General features: G+C 65.5%; 17 protein-coding genes. 8 read left to right on the forward strand and 9 right to left on the reverse strand.

What is annotated here, in order from left to right:
• Positions 1 to 6 precede the first annotated feature (6 nt).
• Positions 7 to 858 carry a LysR substrate-binding domain-containing protein gene (locus ACVMIH_RS23140; RefSeq protein ID WP_375166546.1) on the reverse strand — a complete coding sequence of 284 codons (852 nt, stop codon included), beginning with the start codon at positions 856 to 858 and terminating at the stop codon, positions 7 to 9.
• Positions 859 to 968: 110 nt separating this feature from the next.
• Here ACVMIH_RS23140 and ACVMIH_RS23145 point away from each other — a divergent pair, with 110 nt between their 5' ends.
• The gene (locus ACVMIH_RS23145; RefSeq protein ID WP_456855183.1) at positions 969 to 1,325 is read left to right on the forward strand and encodes a tautomerase family protein; all 357 of its coding nucleotides are present in this window, start codon (positions 969 to 971) and stop codon (positions 1,323 to 1,325) included.
• Positions 1,326 to 1,340: 15 nt separating this feature from the next.
• Entirely contained in the window at positions 1,341 to 2,552 is a 1,212-nt protein-coding gene (locus ACVMIH_RS23150) for a pyridoxal phosphate-dependent aminotransferase (protein WP_456855182.1), read from the forward strand.
• 133 nt (positions 2,553 to 2,685) lie between these two features.
• Here the strand turns inward: ACVMIH_RS23150 and ACVMIH_RS23155 are convergent, their stop codons facing one another.
• The 5 genes from ACVMIH_RS23155 to ACVMIH_RS23175 form a co-directional block, all read right to left on the reverse strand.
• Positions 2,686 to 3,567: a 3-hydroxybutyryl-CoA dehydrogenase gene (locus tag ACVMIH_RS23155; RefSeq protein WP_076827506.1), complete on the reverse strand. Its 882-nt coding sequence runs from the start codon at positions 3,565 to 3,567 to the stop codon at positions 2,686 to 2,688.
• A 248-nt stretch (positions 3,568 to 3,815) separates the two neighbouring features.
• A complete protein-coding gene (locus ACVMIH_RS23160; RefSeq protein ID WP_057017750.1) occupies positions 3,816 to 4,766 on the reverse strand; it encodes an electron transfer flavoprotein subunit alpha/FixB family protein in 951 nt (316 codons plus the stop codon).
• Positions 4,766 to 5,515, reverse strand: a complete 750-nt coding sequence (locus ACVMIH_RS23165; RefSeq protein WP_016845285.1) for an electron transfer flavoprotein subunit beta/FixA family protein — start codon at positions 5,513 to 5,515, stop codon at positions 4,766 to 4,768. Before ACVMIH_RS23165 ends, ACVMIH_RS23160 begins: the two co-directional genes overlap by 1 nt.
• Positions 5,516 to 5,632: 117 nt before the next feature.
• Positions 5,633 to 6,205 carry a cob(I)yrinic acid a,c-diamide adenosyltransferase gene (locus tag ACVMIH_RS23170; RefSeq protein WP_456778834.1) on the reverse strand — a complete coding sequence of 191 codons (573 nt, stop codon included), beginning with the start codon at positions 6,203 to 6,205 and terminating at the stop codon, positions 5,633 to 5,635.
• A 79-nt stretch (positions 6,206 to 6,284) separates the two neighbouring features.
• Positions 6,285 to 6,479, reverse strand: a complete 195-nt coding sequence (locus ACVMIH_RS23175; protein ID WP_028340366.1) for a twin transmembrane helix small protein — start codon at positions 6,477 to 6,479, stop codon at positions 6,285 to 6,287.
• Positions 6,480 to 6,645: 166 nt separating this feature from the next.
• Between ACVMIH_RS23175 and ACVMIH_RS23180 the strand changes: the two genes are divergently transcribed.
• Entirely contained in the window at positions 6,646 to 7,506 is an 861-nt protein-coding gene (locus tag ACVMIH_RS23180; protein WP_370143883.1) for a YihY/virulence factor BrkB family protein, read from the forward strand.
• On the opposite strand, the gene ACVMIH_RS23185 is transcribed toward ACVMIH_RS23180, so the two are convergent.
• Positions 7,433 to 8,794, reverse strand: a complete 1,362-nt coding sequence (locus tag ACVMIH_RS23185; RefSeq protein WP_168857828.1) for an ATP-binding protein — start codon at positions 8,792 to 8,794, stop codon at positions 7,433 to 7,435. The two genes, ACVMIH_RS23180 and ACVMIH_RS23185, sit on opposite strands and share 74 nt — an antisense overlap.
• Before the next feature lie 115 nt (positions 8,795 to 8,909).
• Positions 8,910 to 9,779 carry a tRNA glutamyl-Q(34) synthetase GluQRS gene (gene gluQRS, locus ACVMIH_RS23190; RefSeq protein WP_456856771.1) on the reverse strand — a complete coding sequence of 290 codons (870 nt, stop codon included), beginning with the start codon at positions 9,777 to 9,779 and terminating at the stop codon, positions 8,910 to 8,912.
• A 133-nt stretch (positions 9,780 to 9,912) separates the two neighbouring features.
• Between gluQRS and ACVMIH_RS23195 the strand changes: the two genes are divergently transcribed.
• On the forward strand, positions 9,913 to 10,566 hold the full coding sequence (locus tag ACVMIH_RS23195; protein WP_456855181.1) for a DNA-3-methyladenine glycosylase family protein: 654 nt from the start codon (positions 9,913 to 9,915) through the stop codon (positions 10,564 to 10,566).
• Between the two features lie 166 nt (positions 10,567 to 10,732).
• Entirely contained in the window at positions 10,733 to 12,295 is a 1,563-nt protein-coding gene (locus ACVMIH_RS23200; protein WP_456866539.1) for a glycoside hydrolase family 17 protein, read from the forward strand.
• Between the two features lie 111 nt (positions 12,296 to 12,406).
• On the opposite strand, the gene ACVMIH_RS23205 is transcribed toward ACVMIH_RS23200, so the two are convergent.
• A complete protein-coding gene (locus tag ACVMIH_RS23205; RefSeq protein ID WP_057017747.1) occupies positions 12,407 to 13,294 on the reverse strand; it encodes a LysR family transcriptional regulator in 888 nt (295 codons plus the stop codon).
• Between the two features lie 179 nt (positions 13,295 to 13,473).
• On the opposite strand from ACVMIH_RS23205, the gene ACVMIH_RS23210 reads away from it, so the two are divergent.
• The 3 genes from ACVMIH_RS23210 to ACVMIH_RS23220 are packed head-to-tail and all read left to right on the forward strand — an operon-like array spanning position 13,474 to position 17,198.
• Positions 13,474 to 14,445: an NAD(P)H-dependent flavin oxidoreductase gene (locus tag ACVMIH_RS23210; RefSeq protein ID WP_057017778.1), complete on the forward strand. Its 972-nt coding sequence runs from the start codon at positions 13,474 to 13,476 to the stop codon at positions 14,443 to 14,445.
• Between the two features lie 29 nt (positions 14,446 to 14,474).
• Positions 14,475 to 15,665 carry an ABC transporter substrate-binding protein gene (locus ACVMIH_RS23215; protein WP_057017746.1) on the forward strand — a complete coding sequence of 397 codons (1,191 nt, stop codon included), beginning with the start codon at positions 14,475 to 14,477 and terminating at the stop codon, positions 15,663 to 15,665.
• Between the two features lie 15 nt (positions 15,666 to 15,680).
• Positions 15,681 to 17,198, forward strand: a complete 1,518-nt coding sequence (locus tag ACVMIH_RS23220) for an acyl-CoA synthetase (protein WP_057017745.1) — start codon at positions 15,681 to 15,683, stop codon at positions 17,196 to 17,198.
• Positions 17,199 to 17,277: the final 79 nt, after the last annotated feature.

The following is a 17,277-nucleotide window of genomic DNA, read 5'->3' on the forward strand; positions in this document are numbered from 1 at the left end:
AGCCGCTCAGGCCGCGTTCGCCGCGAAGGCGGCGCCGAGGGTGCGCAGCGCCTGCCGTGTCCGCGCATCGGACAGTTTTGAGTGAAGCATGACGTCGCGGGACGGCAATGGCGGCAGGCCAAGCCGCGGCCCGAGATCGACGGTGTCCGCCGGCGCCACCCGGCGCGCCAGCGCCGCGACCGCAAGGCCAGCGGAGATCGCAGCTCCGATCGTCGACAACCCGCCGCCGACGAATGCCTCGGTCCAGGCGATGCCGGCGGCGTCGAGCGCTTCGACCGCCATGGCACGCACGCTGCACGGCTCGGCTTGCGTCGCGAGGCGCAACGGCTCGCCCGGTCGATGGTGAAAATCGGGTGCGGCCATCCAGCCGAACGGCTCTTCGAACAGCACGTCGCCATCGCGGCGCTTGGCGTCGTGGCGGAGCACGATCGCAGCATCGAGCCTGCCGTCGTCGAATGCGCTAAGCACCGAACGCGACGTGTCGACGTGCAGCTGGATCACCAGCCCGGGATCGGTGCTGTTCATCCGCTTCAGCAGCGAGGCGAGCTCCGAGCCGACGATGTGGTGGCTGATGCCGACGACCAGCCGCCGATGCTCGACGGCAAACGAGTTGATCGCCGATTGATGCGCGGCCACCAGATTGCGCGCGGCGCCGAGGAAGGCGGCACCTTCAGCTGACAGCCGAACCAGCCGCGGCGTTCGCTCCAGCAACCGTCGGCCGAGGCCGTCTTCCAGACGCCTGATCTTCAGGCTGACCGCGGACTGCGTGGTCTCCATCGCCTGCGCCGCGCGCGTGAAGCTGCTGAGATCGGCCACCAGGACGAACGCCTGGACCGCCTCGAGGTCGAGCGCCTTCATGGTCATTCATTTAAATATGAAATCATTGAAATGCTTTATCATACCGTTTTTCAATGAACAAGGAGCCTCTAGGATCGGCGGCACGTCACGCCACCAGGAGAGCCACCATCATGCCGCTGACCCGCGTTTCATTGCGACGGGGCAAGCCCGCCGCCTACCGCAAGGCCGTTCTCGAAAGCCTTTATCGCGCCATGCGCGAGACCTTCGACGTGCCGGAAGGCGATCGCTTCATGACAATCTCCGAGCACGATGACGATGATTTCCTCTATGGTGCCGACTATCTCGGCATCAGGCGCCGCGATGATCTGATCATCATCCAGATTACTGTCAGCAATACCCGCCCGGTGGCGCAGAAGCAGAAGCTCTATCGACGGATCGCGGAACGGCTGACCGAAAGCCCCGGCCTGCGCGCCGAGGACATCTTCATCAACCTTGTCGAGGTGCTCCCCGAGAACTGGCAACGGTGAGGCGCAATACGTCCGATGACCGCTGCACCGCTTCTCTCACCGCGCATGAGCGGCATCACGGCATCGCCCGCATCAGTGCTGCGCCGCCGCGCCCGCGAACTGCGAGCTGCCGGGCGCGACATCATCGAGCTGTCGTCGGGCAATCTGGACTTCCCGACACCGGACCATGTGATCGCAGCGGCGCATGCAGCCGCATTGCGCGGCGAAACCCGTTACACCGATGTCGACGGCACGCCGGAACTGAAGCGGGCGGTGCAGGCCGCGCTGCTGCGCGACCATCATCTCGACTACGGCCCGGACGAGATCGTCATCACCAACGGCTCGACGCAGGCGCTGTTCAACGCGCTGCTGGCGACCCTGGCGCCCGACGACGAGGTCATCATCCCCGCGCCCTATTGGGCGCCCTATCTCGATCAGGTACGGCTGGCCGGTGCGGCGCCGGTGGTGGTGCCGTGCGCGCAGAACAAAGGCTTCAAGCTGCGCGCGGAGGATTTGCAGGCGGCGATCTCGGCGCGAACCCGCTGGATCATCGTCAACAATCCGGTCAACCCATCCGGCGCGCTGTATTCGCGTGATGATCTGTCCGAGATCGCCACGGTCCTGCTACGGCATACGGACATCTGGGTGCTGGCCGACGGGCTCTACGAGCACATCGTGTTCAACGGATCTCCGGCGCCGACGCTTGCGGAAATCGAGCCGCGCCTGAAGCCGCGGACGCTGACCGTCAGTGGCCTCGCCAAGAGCTACGCCATGATGGGATGGCGCATCGGCTATGCCGCCGGACCCGCGGCGCTGATCCGCGCGATGATCACGATCCAGTCGCAGACCACGTCCGGCGCGTCGTCGATCAGCCAGGCCGCGGCAATTGCCGCGCTCGACGGCGCGCAGGATGTGCTGCTTGCGCGTGCCGCCATCCTGCGCGCCAAGCGTGACCGCTTTGCCGAACTCGTGAACGAATGCGCCGGGCTGTCCTGCACACCGCCGGAAGGCACGTTCTATCTGCTGGTCGCCTGCGCCGGCATAATCGGCAAGCGCGCGCCCGACGGCAGAGTGATCCGGACCGACCGCGATTTCTCGGCCTATCTGCTCGAGGCGGCCGACGTGGCAGTGTTTCCCGGCGAGGATCTCGGGCTGTCGCCCTATATCCGCCTCAGCTTCGCCAACCCGTCATCGACCATCGAGGAGGCCGCAAGGCGGCTGAAGCGCGCCTGCGCGGCACTGCAATGACGCCTCACGGACGGACCCCGCGCCTCGCGCTGACAGCACATCTGCTCGGACTTGGAACGGGTGTGACGATGATTGTCGGTCTGGTGCCCGCGACGCTTGCGCTGCTGCGGGCACTGATCTGAAGACGCGACGATTACCGCGTCGGGATCGGCTTGTCGCCGCGATAGTCGTAGAAGCCGCGCTGGCTCTTGCGTCCGAGCCAACCGGCCTCGACATACTTCACCAGCAGCGGACACGGCCGGTACTTGGAGTCGGCCAGCCCCTCGTGCAGCACCTGCATGATCGACAGACAGGTGTCGAGGCCGATGAAATCGGCGAGCTCGAGCGGGCCCATCGGATGGTGCGCGCCGAGCTTCATCGCGGCATCGATCGCCTCGACGTTACCGACGCCTTCATACAGCGTGTAGATCGCCTCGTTGATCATCGGCAACAGGATGCGGTTGACGATGAAGGCGGGGAAATCTTCCGACACCGCGACCTGTTTGCCGAGCTTGGCGACGAACGCCTTGGCGGTGTCGAAGGTCATGTCGTCGGTGGCGATGCCGCGGATCAACTCGACCAGTTCCATCGCCGGCACCGGATTCATGAAATGAATGCCGATGAACTTCTCCGGGCGGTCGGTCGAGGCGGCGAGCCTTGTGATCGAGATCGACGACGAGTTGGTCGCGACGATCGCCTCCGGCTTCAGTACCGCACAGACCTCGTGGAAAATCTTGCGCTTGGTCTCTTCCTTCTCGATCGCGGTCTCGATCACGAGATCGCAATCGGCGAGCGCGTCGAGCGACTCGGCGGAGGCGATGCGGTCGAGCGCCTGCTTGCGGTCGCTCTCGCTGATCGCCTTCTTCGCGACCTGCCGGGTCAGATTGCCGTTGATGGTCGCCAGCGCCGACTTCAGCCGGTCGCCGGACACGTCATTGAGCACCACGTCGAAGCCGGCCAGCGCCGCCACATGGGCAATGCCATTGCCCATCTGGCCCGAACCGATCACGCCGACCTTTTTGATTGCCACCGTCATCTTGTCATCCACCGGAACGGCGCGCACATCGCGCCTGCCCAATTCCAACGATACCCGAAGTAAAGCCTTCCGGGTTGCCCAATCCGCCGGAAAACGTTTCCCGGGACCATGATGTGATGACAGGTCATCATACCCGGGTCCCATTTTCCCCCGTCGAGCACGATCCTTTCGGAAAAACGTTTCCGGATCATTGCCTCGAAAATAATAACACCGGCCGGAGCTTACCCACCCGGCCGGTGTCTTGTCGCTTACTTTCCGAGCTTGCCGAGCGCTTCGGTGAGCTCCGGAACCGCCTGGTAGAGGTCGGCGACCAGGCCGTAATCGGCGACCTGGAAGATCGGCGCGTCCTCATCCTTGTTGATGGCGACGATCACCTTGGAGTCCTTCATGCCGGCCAGATGCTGGATCGCGCCGGAGATGCCGACCGCGACATAAAGTTCCGGAGCCACCACCTTGCCGGTCTGGCCGACCTGCCAGTCGTTCGGCGCATAGCCGGCATCGACCGCGGCGCGCGAGGCGCCGACGCCGGCGCCGAGCTTGTCGGCGAGCGGCTCGATGTACTTGGCGAAGTTCTCGCGGCTCTGCATGGCGCGGCCGCCCGAGACGATGATCTTGGCCGAGGTCAGCTCGGGACGGTCGCTCTTGGCGACTTCCTCGCCGACGAACGTCGACAGGCCGGGATCGGCGGCCGCAGCGGCGTTATCGATCGCAGCGCTGCCGCCTTCGCCGGCGGCGGCGAAGGTCGAGGTGCGCACCGTAATCACCTTCTTGGCGTCCTTCGACTTCACGGTCTGGATCGCGTTGCCGGCATAGATCGGCCGCTCGAAGGTGTCGGGGGCGACGACCTTGATGATCTCGGAGACCTGCATGACGTCGAGCAAGGCCGCGACGCGCGGCATCACATTCTTGAAGCGCGAGGTCGCGGGCGCGACGAACGCGTCATAGCCAGGAGCCAGCGCGACGATCAGCGCGGCCAGCGGCTCGGCAAGGTCGTGTTCATAGGCCGGGCCTTCGGCCACCAGCACCTTGGTGACGCCGGCAAGCTTGGCGGCTGCTTCCGCCGCCGCCTTGGTGCCCTGGCCGCCACCGGCAACCAGCACATGGACATCGCCGCCGAGCTGGCTCGCCGCGGTCAGCGCCTTGTTGGTCGCGTCCTTCAGCGTCTCGTGGTCGTGTTCAGCAATCAACAGCGTCGTCATCAGAGAACCCCGGCTTCGGTCTTGAGCTTGTTCACGAGTTCGGCGACGTCCTTGACCTTGACGCCCGCCTTGCGGCCTGCCGGTTCCGCGGTCTTCAGCACTTCCAGACGCGGCGTCACATCGACGCCGTAGTCAGCGACGCTCTTGTCGTCGATCGGCTTCTTCTTCGCCTTCATGATGTTGGGCAGCGACGCATAGCGCGGCTCGTTCAGGCGCAGGTCGGTGGTGACGATCGCCGGGCCCTTGAGCTTGATGGTCTGCAGGCCGCCGTCGACTTCGCGGGTGACCTTGAAGTCGGATCCTTCGACCTCGAGCTTGGAGGCGAAGGTCGCCTGCGACCAGCCGAGCAGCGCGGCCAGCATCTGGCCGGTCTGGTTCGAGTCGTCGTCGATCGCCTGCTTGCCGAGAATGACGAGGCCGGGCTGCTCCGCCTCGACCACCGCCTTCAGGATCTTGGCAACCGCGAGCGGTTCGACATTGCCTTCGGCCTTGACCAGGATGCCGCGGTCGGCACCCATCGCAAGTCCGGTGCGAATGGTCTCGGAGGCCTGCGCGGGTCCGATCGACACCACCACCACTTCGGTCGCCTTGCCGGCTTCTTTCAGCCGCAGCGCTTCCTCGACGGCGATTTCGTCGAACGGGTTCATCGACATCTTGACGTTGGCGAGCTCCACGCCCGTCCCGTCACTCTTGACGCGGACCTTGACGTTGTAGTCGACGACCCGCTTTACCGGCACAAGAACCTTCATCGATCCTCTTTCGCTTTGATTTTATGGGTTTCGGTTGGCTGGCGCGGAACCTAAAGGTCCCGTTTCTCCCGGTCAACGCGCCAAAGCCAAAAAACCGTCCCCCGGTTTTGAACCAGTTTAGCGGTTCTGGCCCGGCACCCACAACACGTCTCCCGCTCCCTTACTGTTCTGGAAGCGGCTGGCAACGAACAGGAAATCCGACAGCCGGTTCATATACTGGATGCCAGCCTGATTGACCGGCTCGTCGGGTTGGGCGGCGAGTTCCACCATCATCCGTTCCGCGCGGCGACATATCGTCCGGGCGAGATGCAGATAGGCAGAGGCAGGCGTGCCGCCGGGCAGCACGAACGAGGTTAGCGGCGCGAGCTGGTCGTTCAGGCTGTCGATATCGCGCTCGAGCCGCTCGACCTGGCTTGCCAGCATCCGCAGACGTTCGGCCTTGCCCTCGCGTTCGGGCACCGCGAGGTCGGCGCCGAGATCGAACAGATCGTTCTGGATCCGGCCCAGCATCGCATCGACCTCGGGGCTGCCGGCAAGGTGCAGCCGCACCACGCCGATCGCGGCATTGGTCTCGTCGACCGTGCCATAGGCGGCAATGCGCAGATCGTATTTCGGCCGCCTCTCGCCGGAGCCGAGCGCGGTGGTGCCGTCATCGCCGGTGCGCGTGTAGATCCGATTGAGAACGACCATGGCAGGCTCCGGTGTTCGATGTTCGAGTCCACCACTCCGATCGGGAGAGGTGGAGAATAGCCCGACAAATCTACCTCACCTAGCGCCCCATCGCCCAGACCGCGAGCATTGCGATGACGATGGCGACGAACTGCAGCAGCACGCGCAGCCGCATCAGCTTCTGCGACGTGTTCGGCGAGCCGCCCTTCATCATATTGATGAGGCCGAGCAGGAGCACCAGCGCGACGGCGCCGACGGCGATGGGAAGAATGATCGTGCTGAGGAGAGATGTCATTTGCGGTACATAACACCGCAGGACGCGGACTTCCACACAGCCCGGCCATGCAACCAACTGGCTTTTCAGCGCGTAATATCAGATGCTGGGTCGGTTCTCGGGCCGAGCGGTTTTCGACAATGCCGGGTGGAATGTGAAGCAGCTTCGTTACGTCACCCACGTCGTGATGGATGCCTTTTACACGTTCCTCGCCGACGACGGCTGGGCGATCGCGAGCCACATCGCGCTGTCGACGCTGATGGCGCTGTTTCCGTTCCTGATCGTGCTGACCTCGGTGGCCGGCTTCTTCGGCTCCAAGCAACTCGCCGACCAGGCGGTCGGGCTGATGCTGCAGGTCTGGCCGCAGCAGGTCGCCGAGGCGCTGTCCGGCCAGATCCACGACGTGCTGACCAACACCCGCGGCGATATCCTGACCATCGGCGCGGTGCTCGCGGTCTACTTCGCCTCCAACGGCGTCGAGGCGCTGCGGGTGGCGCTGAACCGCGCCTACGCCGTGATCGAGCCGCGGCGCTGGTACTGGCTGCGGCTGGAGTCGATCGGCTACACGCTGGTCGCGGCGTTCACCTCGCTCGCGATGGCTTTCCTGATCGTGCTCGGACCGCTGATCATCGAGGCGGCGCGGCGCTATATCCCGTTCTTCGTCGAATCAAACGAGAGCCTGCTCAACACCGCCCGCTACGGCGTCACGATCCTGGCGCTGGTCGTCGCGCTCTTCATCCTGCACGCCTGGCTGCCGGCGGGCCGTCGCAGCTTCACGCAAATCCTGCCCGGCATCATCTTCACCATGGTGGCCTCGCTGCTCTCGGGCATCGGCTTCGGCATGTACCTCGCACGCTTCGCCAACAACTACGTCACGATGTATGCGGGGCTGGCCTCGGTGGTGATCGCACTGGTGTTCCTGTATTTCATCGCCGCGATCTTCGTGTTCGGCGGCGAGTTGAACGCGGCGATCATCAAGTCGCGGTTGCCGCACGGCGTGTCGCTTCATGCAGCGCAGTCGCGAGCGCCCGCGGGGACACAGGCTTGACCAGGAAGCCGTCTGCACCTGCAGCGCGCGCCGCGGCTTCGTCCTCGGCCCGGCCGGAAATCCCGACAATCATGATGCGACCGTGCGGCGGCGGCAGCGCGCGGATGCGCTTGATCGCCTCGATGCCGCCGATGCCGGGCAGCACCATGTCCATCAGCACGGCGTCGAAGGCGCCCTGCACGAGCCGGTCGGGCGCGGCCTCGCCCTGACCGACGAATTCGGCGTGGTGGCCGAGCTCGGTCAGGATCGTGTTGAGCACGACGCGGCCGAACGGATTGTCCTCGACACTGAGCAGCCGCAGCCCTTGCGACAGCAGCGCCGCCGCGCTCTCGCCGGAGGCGGTGCCGGCCGGCCCTTCGGCGGGCGCCAGCTCCACCTTGAGCGTGAAGGTGGTGCCCCCGCCGGCGCGCCGGTCCGCGACGATGTCGCCGCCCATGGCGCGCGCGAGCTGCCTGACGGACGACAGGCCGAGCCCGGCGCCGCCGAACCGCGCGGCGATCGAGACGTTGGCCTGCGAGAACGGCCGGAAAAGGCGCTTGACCTCCGATAGCGACAGGCCGATGCCGCTGTCGGAGATCGCGAACGCGACGCCGATCTTGTCGCCCGACCTTGCCTTGACCATGCCCACCGGCACGATACGCAGCTCGATGCTGCCCTGCTCGGTGAACTTCACCGCGTTGTCGATCAGATTTTCCAGCGCCGCGCGCAGACGGACGGGATCGCCGACCGCGAAGGCAGGCAACTGGTCGGAGACCTCGACGGAAGCCTGCAGCCCCTTGGCCGCCGCGCGGCCGGCGAGCGAATCCGCTGCGTGACGCGCCAGCGTGCGCAGGTCGAAGAAATCCTGCCGGATCTCGAGCCCCGGCCCCTCGCTCCGGGCGGCGTCGACGAACAGGGTCGCAAGGCTCGCCAGATGCTCGGCGCCGGCCTTGATGGTGTCGACCCAGCGCCGCTCGCGCTCGCCGAGATCGGATGTCGCGAGCAGATTGCTGATCGCAAGGATTCCGGTGAGCGGCGTCCGCACCTCATGGGCAAAGGCGGCAAGTGCAGTATCGACCATGCCGGGACCGGCCTTCGGGGCCGGCTTCGGCACGGCCCGCTTGCGGCGCGGCCTGGCGGCCACCTTGGCGGCGCGGACCTTGGCCGTTCGCGTCTTGGCGGCACCTGTCTTGGCAGTTCGTGTTTTGGCAGTTCGTGTCTTGGCAGCACGCGGTTTGGCGGCGCGCGCCTTCGGCGGCGTCCTTTTGGAAGGCCGCTTGCTGCGCCGTGCGCGCGATTTTGACGCCATGGTCTCCGTGATCCCCGCCCCGGTCAACAACATGGCATGCCAGGCGGGCCGGAGTCACGGCGACGTTTACGGCGCGCCTGCGCAAAACGCCATGATGCGATCAAATGGCCAAAATCTACTGCAAACCGACCAGGCGGCGGATATCGGCCGGGCTCGCCCCAGCCGCCCGCAATTCGCGCAGTCCGGTCGCCTGGGTCGATTTCGACAGCTTTTGGCCGGCCGCGTCTCGGATCAGCCGGTGGTGCCGGTAGTTTGGCGCGGGCAGGCCGAGCAGTTCCTGCAACAGCCGATGCACGCTGGTCGACCAGAACAGGTCAACGCCCCTGACGACATCGGTAACGCCCTGCAGGGCGTCATCGATCACGACCGAGAGATGGTAGCTGGTTGGGGTCTCCTTGCGCGCCAGGATCACGTCGCCCCAGGCCTCAGGCCGGGCCACGACGTCTCCGCTCTCGCCAGCCGGCCCCTCGCCCGCTTCCAGCCAACGCAGCTCACCGGCGCGCGCGCGGGCTGAGGCCATGTCGAGCCGCAACGCGAACGGCACACCCTGCCCGATCAGCCGGTCGCGCGCCGCGGCCGACAGCGATTTGGCCAGCCCCGGATAAAGCGGCACGCCGTCCAGATCGCGCGGCCACGCGCCGCCGGCCTCGCGCTCCGCGACCAGCCGCGCGATCTCGGCCCGGCTTTCGAAGCTCGGATAGACCAGCGGCTGGGCCGACAGGCGGTCGAGCGCCGCGCCATAGGCGGCGAAATGCTCGGACTGCCGCCGCACCGGGGTCTCCCAGGCGATGCCGAGCCAGGCCAGATCCTCATAAATCGCCTGCTCGAATTCCGGCCGGCAGCGCGTCGCGTCGATGTCCTCGATCCGCAGCAGCAAGCGTCCGCCCGACTGCCGCGCGAGGTCGTGGTTGAGCAGCGCCGAATAGGCGTGGCCGAGATGCAGGTAGCCGTTCGGACTCGGCGCGAAGCGGAAAACGGGTGGCATGGTCATCGGTCACGCGTCATGGCCGGGCTTGCCCCGGCGACTCTGGTTCATGCGCCCGGACAAGACTCTGTTACGATAGGATATCGATGCGCGGGTCAAGCCCGCGCCTGACAAGCCGATGCAGACCCCGCAAATGCTGATTCACCTCGAGACCCAGGCCGACCTCGAAGACGCGATCCAAAAACTGGTCGAGCAGGACCGCCGCCTGCGCCCGATCCTGGAGCTGACCGGCATGCCGGCGATCCGGCAGCGCGAGCCCGGATTTGCCGGGCTTGCCGCGATCATCTGCGGCCAGCAGCTCTCGACCGCGAGTGCGGCGGCGATCTGGGGGCGCGTCAGCACGGCGTTCGACCCGTTCCACCATGACGCGATCCGCAAGGCGCGGGCCGACCGGCTCGGCCGGCTCGGGCTGTCGGCGGCCAAGATCAAGACGCTGAAGCACATCGCGCGCGAGCTCGCCGAGGAGCGGCTGAACCTCGACGTCCTTGCCAATGAGGAGGCCGATGCGGCGCACAACACGCTGACGGCGCTGCCCGGGATCGGCCCGTGGACCGCCGATGTCTATCTGCTGTTCTGCCTCGGCCATGGCGATGCCTGGCCCGCGGGCGACCTCGCCGTGCAGGAAGCGGTCAAGGTCGGGCTCGGCTTGAAGGATCGGCCGACGCCGAAGCAGATGGCGCCGCTTGCGGAGCCGTGGCGTCCGCTGCGCGGCGCCGCAGCGCATCTGTGGTGGGCATATTATCGCGTGCTCAGAAATCGCGAGGGCGTGATCGCCGGTGCAAAGTAGTCGTGGAGAAAAACACACCAACTGCGTGATCGCGTGATATAGAATCAGCAGACATATAGTTTTTCAATTTGCCGGCCTCGCCCATTTTGCACGCGCAGCACGTCCTTATTGCAAGGAGACGGACCTGATTTCTTTCCGTATCCCGCTGACGCTTCTCTCGTTATCCCTGGGCGCGATCGCCGCGGCGTGGTGGTGGCTCGGCATCCCGGTCGACCTGCCGCGCGCGCCGATCGATCCGAACGACAAGGTGCAATGCATCTCGTACGCGCCGTTCCGTAACAATCAGACATCGCTTTCGCCGGCGACGCAGGTCTCGCCGGAACAGATCGCGGAAGACCTCGCGCAACTCGCGAAGATATCCGACTGCATCCGCACCTATGCGACCGATCTTGGTCTCGATCAGATTCCCGCACTCGCGGCCAAGGCGGGGCTGAAGGTCATCCAGGGCATCTTCCTCGATCGAGACCGCAAGAAGAATGCAACGCAGGTCGCCACCGCGATCCGCCTCGCCCAGGAATATCCGGAAACCATCATCGCGCTCGTGGTCGGCAACGAAGTCTTGCTACGCAAGGAAATGTCGGCTTCCGACCTTGCCGCCACGATCCGCTCGATCAAGGCGCAGGTCTCCGTGCCCGTCACCTATGCCGACGTCTGGGAATTCTGGCTGAGCAATCGCGAGCTTTCTGACGCCGTCGACTTCGTCACGGTTCACATCCTGCCCTATTGGGAAAATGTTCCAATCCGGGCGGAAGATGCCGCCGCTCACGCCGACGAGATGCGCCGGCAGATCGCCGCGGCTTTTCCAGGCAAGGAAATCTTTATCGGAGAAATCGGCTGGCCCAGCGAGGGGCGCATGCGGGAGTCCGCGCTGCCGTCCCGCATCAATCAGGCGCGAGTGGTTTCGGAGGTCCTCGATCTTGCCCGGCGCGAGCATTTCCGCGTCAACCTGTTCGAGGCCTATGATGAAGGATGGAAGCGGGAGATCGAGGGCACGGTCGGCGGCTCCTGGGGCCTGTTCGATTCCGAGCAGCGCATGCCGAAATATCCGCCGGGCCAGCCGGTCAGCAATTTTCCGCTCTGGAAGCTGCAAATGGTCAGCGGATTGGCGCTGGCGATCCTGGTATTCGGCGCGGCATGGCTGACCTTGCGCCGCAAGCCGAGAAAGCCCGCATTCGCGTCATGGCTTGCGGTCGCGCTATCGGCGACCACGGCTGGAATCCTGTTTGGCGTCGCCGAGCAAAGATTGGTCTATGAAAGCTACGGAACGGGAGGCTGGCTTGTCTGGGGCTCGCTGCTGGTGGCGGCCACGGCTTCGCCGGTGTTGAGCGCCAACGCCCTGATGTCGGGCCGCGCACCGCCCAGCTTTTTCGAAGTGTTGGGTCCGAAGGGTCACCACACTGAATCGGTTCTGGCAACCCTGCATGGACTGGCTTTGATGATCACCGTCGTGATCGGCACGCCGACCGCAATCGGTCTCGTGTTCGACCCGCGCTTCATTGACTTTCCCTTCGCGCCTCTCACCATGGCGGCGGTGCCCTTTGCTGCCGTGACGCTGCTCAATCCTCCCACGAAGGGAATCCGACCACTGGCGGAGTCGATCTTTGCCGGCATTTTCATTGCAACGGCGATCTACACAGGATTCAACGAAGGGGCGGAGAACTGGCAGTCGCTATGGACCTGCGCGGCCTTTGTCCTGCTCGCGGTGACGCTGTTGCGGGCGCGTGCTTGACAACGCGACCTAGAGCGTTTCCCGTTCCGATGGAATCGGAACGGCGCTCTAGATTCTTGTTTTGACGCGTTTTCTTCACGCGAACCGGTATCCACTTCGCTCGAAAACGCTCTAGCCGCGCAGCCTGACGCGATCCTCGCGCGCGCAGTCGGTGACGAAGCCGATGACGGCGCGCACCGCGGGAAGCTCGACCAGATCGGGATGGGCGAGCAGCCAGAGATCGGAAAGGCTCGAGAGCTTTTGCGGCGCGACCCGCACCAGATCGGGGTAGTCGGCCCCGACCAGGCAGGACAGCGCGCAAATCCCGAGCCCGGCCCGCGCCGCCGCGAGCATGTCGCCCTGCGATGAACAGCGCATCACCAGCGTGCCCTGTCGGGTGATGACGTCGCTCCAGCGCGCCAGATGCGCGTTCGAGGCCTGGTCGGCAAAGCCGATCACATGGTGGCCCCGCCACTCGTCCCGCCGCTCCGGCAGCTTGCGGCCTGCCGCATAGTCGCGGGAAGCGTAGAAGCCGGTGCCGAGCCGCCCGATCTTGCGCCCGATCAGGTTCTCCTCGCCCGCATCGACCGGCCGTAGCACCACGTCGGCCTCGCGGCGGCGCACGCTGGCCGGGAACGGATGGGTGATGATCTCGAGCTGGATGTTGGCGTGATCGCGCAGGAACGGGCCGAGGCGCGGCATCAGCCAGTGCGCGGCCAGCGTCGCGCCGATCGACAGCTTCACGACACCGCGCGCCTGCCCACCGGTGGCGGACGCGGCCGCCTCCGCGCGCAAGGCCGCCGCGGCCATCGCTTCGGCGTGCTCGCGGAATTTGCGGCCATGCGACGTCAGCGACAGGCCGTCATTGGAACGCGCGAACAGGCGGGTGCCGAGTTGCTGCTCGAGCGCCGCGACGTTGCGGCCGACGGTGGGATGGCTGATGCGCAGCCGCCGTGCCGCCCCGGCAAGGCTGCGTGTCTCCGCGACCGCGACGAATGTCTTGCAAAGCTCCCAGTCCATGCCGCTCCCCTTGTTGCGACATCGTTCATTTCTGGTCGGTCCGATGTTCAATATTGAACGTCATGACCGAGCCGTCCAGCCTTATATTGCCGCGCCAAGAGCGCCACCGCTCCAGCCATCACAATAAATCGCGATCCGCCCCGGCTGCCGGCCGGGCGACGCGCATGGAGGATCCGAAAATGACGCTGCCCGTTTCGCTCGCCAACAGGCTTGAACTGCCGGTCGTCGGCTCCCCGCTGTTCATCGTCTCGGGGCCCGAGCTCGTGATCGCGCAGTGCAAGGCCGGCATCGTCGGCTCGTTCCCGGCGCTGAACGCCCGCCCGGCCGAAAAGCTCGACGAATGGCTGACCCAGATCGAGAACGAGCTCGGCGAGTACCAGGCGCTGCATCCGGAAAAGAAGGTCGCACCCTACGCCGTCAACCAGATCTGCCACGCCTCCAACGACCGGCTGATGCGCGACATGGAAACCTGCGTGAAGCACAAGGTACCCGTGATCATCACCTCGCTGCGCCCGCCGTCCGAGATCGTCGAGGCCGCGCACTCCTATGGCGGCGTAGTGTTCCACGACGTCATCAACGTGAAGCACGCGCGCAAGGCCGCCGAGCAGGGCGTCGACGGCCTGATCCTGGTCTGCGCCGGCGCCGGCGGCCATGCCGGCACGCTGTCGCCGTTCGCGCTGGTGCGCGAGGTCAAGCAATGGTTCAACGGCACGATCCTGCTGTCAGGCGCGATCTCCGACGGCTGGAGCATCGCATCCGCGCTCGCGCTCGGCGCCGACCTCGCCTATATCGGCACCCGCTTCATCGCGACCGAGGAAGCCAACGCCGATATCAGGTACAAGCAGGCGCTGACTGAATACGCAGCGCACGACATCGTCTATTCGAACCTGTTCACCGGCGTGCACGGCAACTATCTCGGACCGTCGATCGCGGCGGCAGGGCTCGATCCGGGCAATCTGCCGGTCGCCGACAAATCCAGCATGAACTTCGGCTCCGGCGGCAACATGAAGGCCAAGGCCTGGCGCGACATCTGGGGCTCGGGCCAGGGCATCGGCCAGATCTCCGATGCCCCGCCGGTCGCCGAACTGGTGGCGCGGCTCAAGTCCGAGTTCGCCGCGGCGCGCAGCGAGTTTCTGCGCGCCAGCGCCTGACGCTGTTTCACAAAGTCCGGGAGTGAACCATGAAACGAGCGCAACACGCGCTGGCAGCCGCGCTTGCGGTCTGCGCGATCGCCGGCACGGCCGCCGCCGACAACGGCAACGAAGCGATCCGAATCGGCCAGACGCTGCCCTATAGCGGACCGGTCTCCGGCTTCGGCACCATCGGCCGCGCCCAGGAAGCGTTTTTCGCGAAGGTCAACGCGGAGGGCGGCATCAACGGCCGGCAGGTGAAATTGATCACGTTGGACGACGCCTATTCGCCGCCGAAGACCGTCGAGCAGACCCGCAAGCTGGTGGAGCAGGAGGAGGTGCTGATGATGTTCGGCTCGCTCGGAACCGCCACCAACAACGCCGTGCACCGCTATCTCAACAGCAAGAAGATCCCGCAATTGTTCGTGCTGAGCGGCGCGACCAAATGGGCCGACCCGAAGACCTATCCGTGGACCATGCCAGGCATGGCGTCCTACGAATCTGAGGGCGTGGTCTATGCCAAATATGTGCTGCAGGCCAAGCCCGACGCAAAGATCGCGATCCTTGCGCAGAACGACGATTTCGGCCGCGACTATGTCGCCGGCTTCAAGCGTGCGCTCGGCGGCAAGGCCGCGAGCATGATCGTCGCGGAAGCGAGCTACGAGACCTCAGCGCCCACCATCAGCTCGCAGCTCGCGACCCTGAAGGCGTCCGGTGCCGATGTGCTGTTCGGTGTCGTGCTCGGCAAGTTCACGCCGCAGATGATCAAGGGCGTGGCCGAGATCGGCTGGAAGCCGGACCTGTTCTTCGTGCCGACCTCCGCGTCGTCGATCTCGTTCCTGGAGCCCGCCGGGCTCGAGAACGCGGTCGGCCTGATCTCGTCCAGCAACCAGAAGGACACGATGGATGCGCAATGGGCCGACGATCCCGCCGTGAAGGACTATCTTGCCTTCATGAAGCAGTACCTGCCCAATGCGGACCTCAGCAACTCGAACTACTCGGCGGGCTATCATTATGCGACACTGCTGATGGCCGTGCTGAAGGCCTGCAAGAACGATTTCAGCCGCGAAAACATCATGCGCCAGGCGGCGTCATTGCGCGACGTTCCGCTGCCGCTATTGTTGCCGGGCATGACGGTATCGACCGGGCCGGACGACTACCTGCCGTTCCAGCAGTTGCGGCTGCGCCGGTTCAACGGCAAGAGCTGGATCAGCTTCGGCGAGATCCTGGACGATCGCTAGAAGACGAGGCGCGACATGATCATCAGCGGCGAAAGACAGATCAGCTACGGCGACATTCACGCCCGCATCGCGCGGGCGGCCAGCGGCTTCCGGGCGCTCGGCGTGCAGGGCGGCAAGCCGGTCGGCATGATGCTGCGCAACGATTTCGCGCTGTTCGAGGTGGTCGCGGCTTCGGCCGCGCTCGGCAGCCCGGTGGTGCCGATCAACTGGCATCTGAAGGCCGACGAGGTCGCCTACATCCTGTCCGACAGCGGCGCCGACACGCTGGTCTGCCACGCCGATCTGCTGCCGCAGATCCGCGACGGGCTACCGCCGGCAATCAAGCTGCTCGTGGTGACGACGCCGCCGGAGATTGCCGCGGCCTATGGCGTGGCGCCGGCGCTCACCCGCGTGCCCGACGGCATGACCGACTGGGACGTCTGGCGGGAGACGCACCAACCACTGACCGACGCACCGATCGGCGCGGCGCCGATGTTCTACACGTCGGGCACCACTGGACTGCCGAAGGGCGTCAAGCGCAAGCCGATGCGGCCCGAGCAGCAGGCGGCAGCCGCGCGGGTCGGCGCCATCACCTACGGCGTCAAGCCGAACGAGGATCAGGTGATCCTGATGAACGGCCCGATGTATCATTCGGCGCCGCACTCCTACGGGATGCTCGCATTCCGCAACGGCTGCGTGATCGTGCTCGAGCCGCGCTTCGATCCGGAGGATCTGCTGCAACTGATCGAGCGCCACCATGTCACCCACATGCATATGGTGCCGACCATGTTCGTGCGGCTGCTGCGCCTGCCCGAGGAGACACGGCGCCGCTACGACCTGTCGTCGCTGCGCTTCATCGTCCATGGCGCGGCGCCCTGCCCTGTCGACGTCAAGCGCGCGATGATCGAGTGGTGGGGACCGGTCATCAACGAATATCTCGGCTCGACCGAGACCGGCATCCCGGTCTGGCATTCGTCAGCCGAAGCGCTGGCCAAGCCCGGCACCGTCGGCCGCGCGATCGAGGGCGGCATCGTCAAGATCTTCCGGCCCGACGGGACGCAATGCGACCTCGGCGAGCCCGGCGAGATCTTCATGCGTCAGACGTTGATCTCGGACTTCGACTATCACGGCAATGCCAAGGCGCGCGCCGAGGCCGATCACGACGGCCTGATCAGCGTCGGCGATGTCGGCTATCTCGACGCGGACGGCTATCTGTTCCTGTGCGACCGCAAGCGCGACATGGTGATCTCGGGCGGCGTCAACATCTATCCCGCCGAGATCGAGAATGCCCTTATCGGCATGGCAGGCGTCCGCGACTGCGCGGTGTTCGGCGTTCCCGACGACGAATACGGCGAGCGGCTGTTCGCCTGCGTCGAGCCGGAAGCCGGCGCGACCCTGTCGATCAGCGCGATCCAGGATTTTCTCCGCGGCAAGCTCGCCAACTTTAAGGTGCCCAAGGATATCCGCTTCATGGACGCGCTGCCGCGGGAAGCCACCGGCAAGATCTTCAAGCGCAAGCTGCGCGACCTCTACCGCGAAGGACAGCTTCGCTGAACGATGTGACGGCGAAGCGAACGGCGTTTGAAACTTAGTTGCTGTTGCAAAAGGCCGGCAATCGACGCAACGATGCCGG

The organism is Bradyrhizobium sp. USDA 4503 (genome assembly GCF_054055815.1).

What these genes read in the sequence shown, in the direction of transcription:
- ACVMIH_RS23140 (WP_375166546.1), bottom strand. Translation starts at nt 858, where the DNA reads ATGAAGGCGCTCGACCTCGAGGCGGTCCAGGCGTTCGTCCTGGTGGCC.
- ACVMIH_RS23145 (WP_456855183.1), top strand. Translation starts at nt 969, where the DNA reads ATGCCGCTGACCCGCGTTTCATTGCGACGGGGCAAGCCCGCCGCCTAC.
- ACVMIH_RS23150 (WP_456855182.1), top strand. Translation starts at nt 1,341, where the DNA reads ATGACCGCTGCACCGCTTCTCTCACCGCGCATGAGCGGCATCACGGCA.
- ACVMIH_RS23155 (WP_076827506.1), bottom strand. Translation starts at nt 3,567, where the DNA reads ATGACGGTGGCAATCAAAAAGGTCGGCGTGATCGGTTCGGGCCAGATG.
- ACVMIH_RS23160 (WP_057017750.1), bottom strand. Translation starts at nt 4,766, where the DNA reads ATGACGACGCTGTTGATTGCTGAACACGACCACGAGACGCTGAAGGAC.
- ACVMIH_RS23165 (WP_016845285.1), bottom strand. Translation starts at nt 5,515, where the DNA reads ATGAAGGTTCTTGTGCCGGTAAAGCGGGTCGTCGACTACAACGTCAAG.
- ACVMIH_RS23170 (WP_456778834.1), bottom strand. Translation starts at nt 6,205, where the DNA reads ATGGTCGTTCTCAATCGGATCTACACGCGCACCGGCGATGACGGCACC.
- ACVMIH_RS23175 (WP_028340366.1), bottom strand. Translation starts at nt 6,479, where the DNA reads ATGACATCTCTCCTCAGCACGATCATTCTTCCCATCGCCGTCGGCGCC.
- ACVMIH_RS23180 (WP_370143883.1), top strand. Translation starts at nt 6,646, where the DNA reads ATGGATGCCTTTTACACGTTCCTCGCCGACGACGGCTGGGCGATCGCG.
- ACVMIH_RS23185 (WP_168857828.1), bottom strand. Translation starts at nt 8,794, where the DNA reads ATGGCGTCAAAATCGCGCGCACGGCGCAGCAAGCGGCCTTCCAAAAGG.
- gluQRS (WP_456856771.1), bottom strand. Translation starts at nt 9,779, where the DNA reads ATGCCACCCGTTTTCCGCTTCGCGCCGAGTCCGAACGGCTACCTGCAT.
- ACVMIH_RS23195 (WP_456855181.1), top strand. Translation starts at nt 9,913, where the DNA reads ATGCTGATTCACCTCGAGACCCAGGCCGACCTCGAAGACGCGATCCAA.
- ACVMIH_RS23205 (WP_057017747.1), bottom strand. Translation starts at nt 13,294, where the DNA reads ATGGACTGGGAGCTTTGCAAGACATTCGTCGCGGTCGCGGAGACACGC.
- ACVMIH_RS23210 (WP_057017778.1), top strand. Translation starts at nt 13,474, where the DNA reads ATGACGCTGCCCGTTTCGCTCGCCAACAGGCTTGAACTGCCGGTCGTC.
- ACVMIH_RS23215 (WP_057017746.1), top strand. Translation starts at nt 14,475, where the DNA reads ATGAAACGAGCGCAACACGCGCTGGCAGCCGCGCTTGCGGTCTGCGCG.
- ACVMIH_RS23220 (WP_057017745.1), top strand. Translation starts at nt 15,681, where the DNA reads ATGATCATCAGCGGCGAAAGACAGATCAGCTACGGCGACATTCACGCC.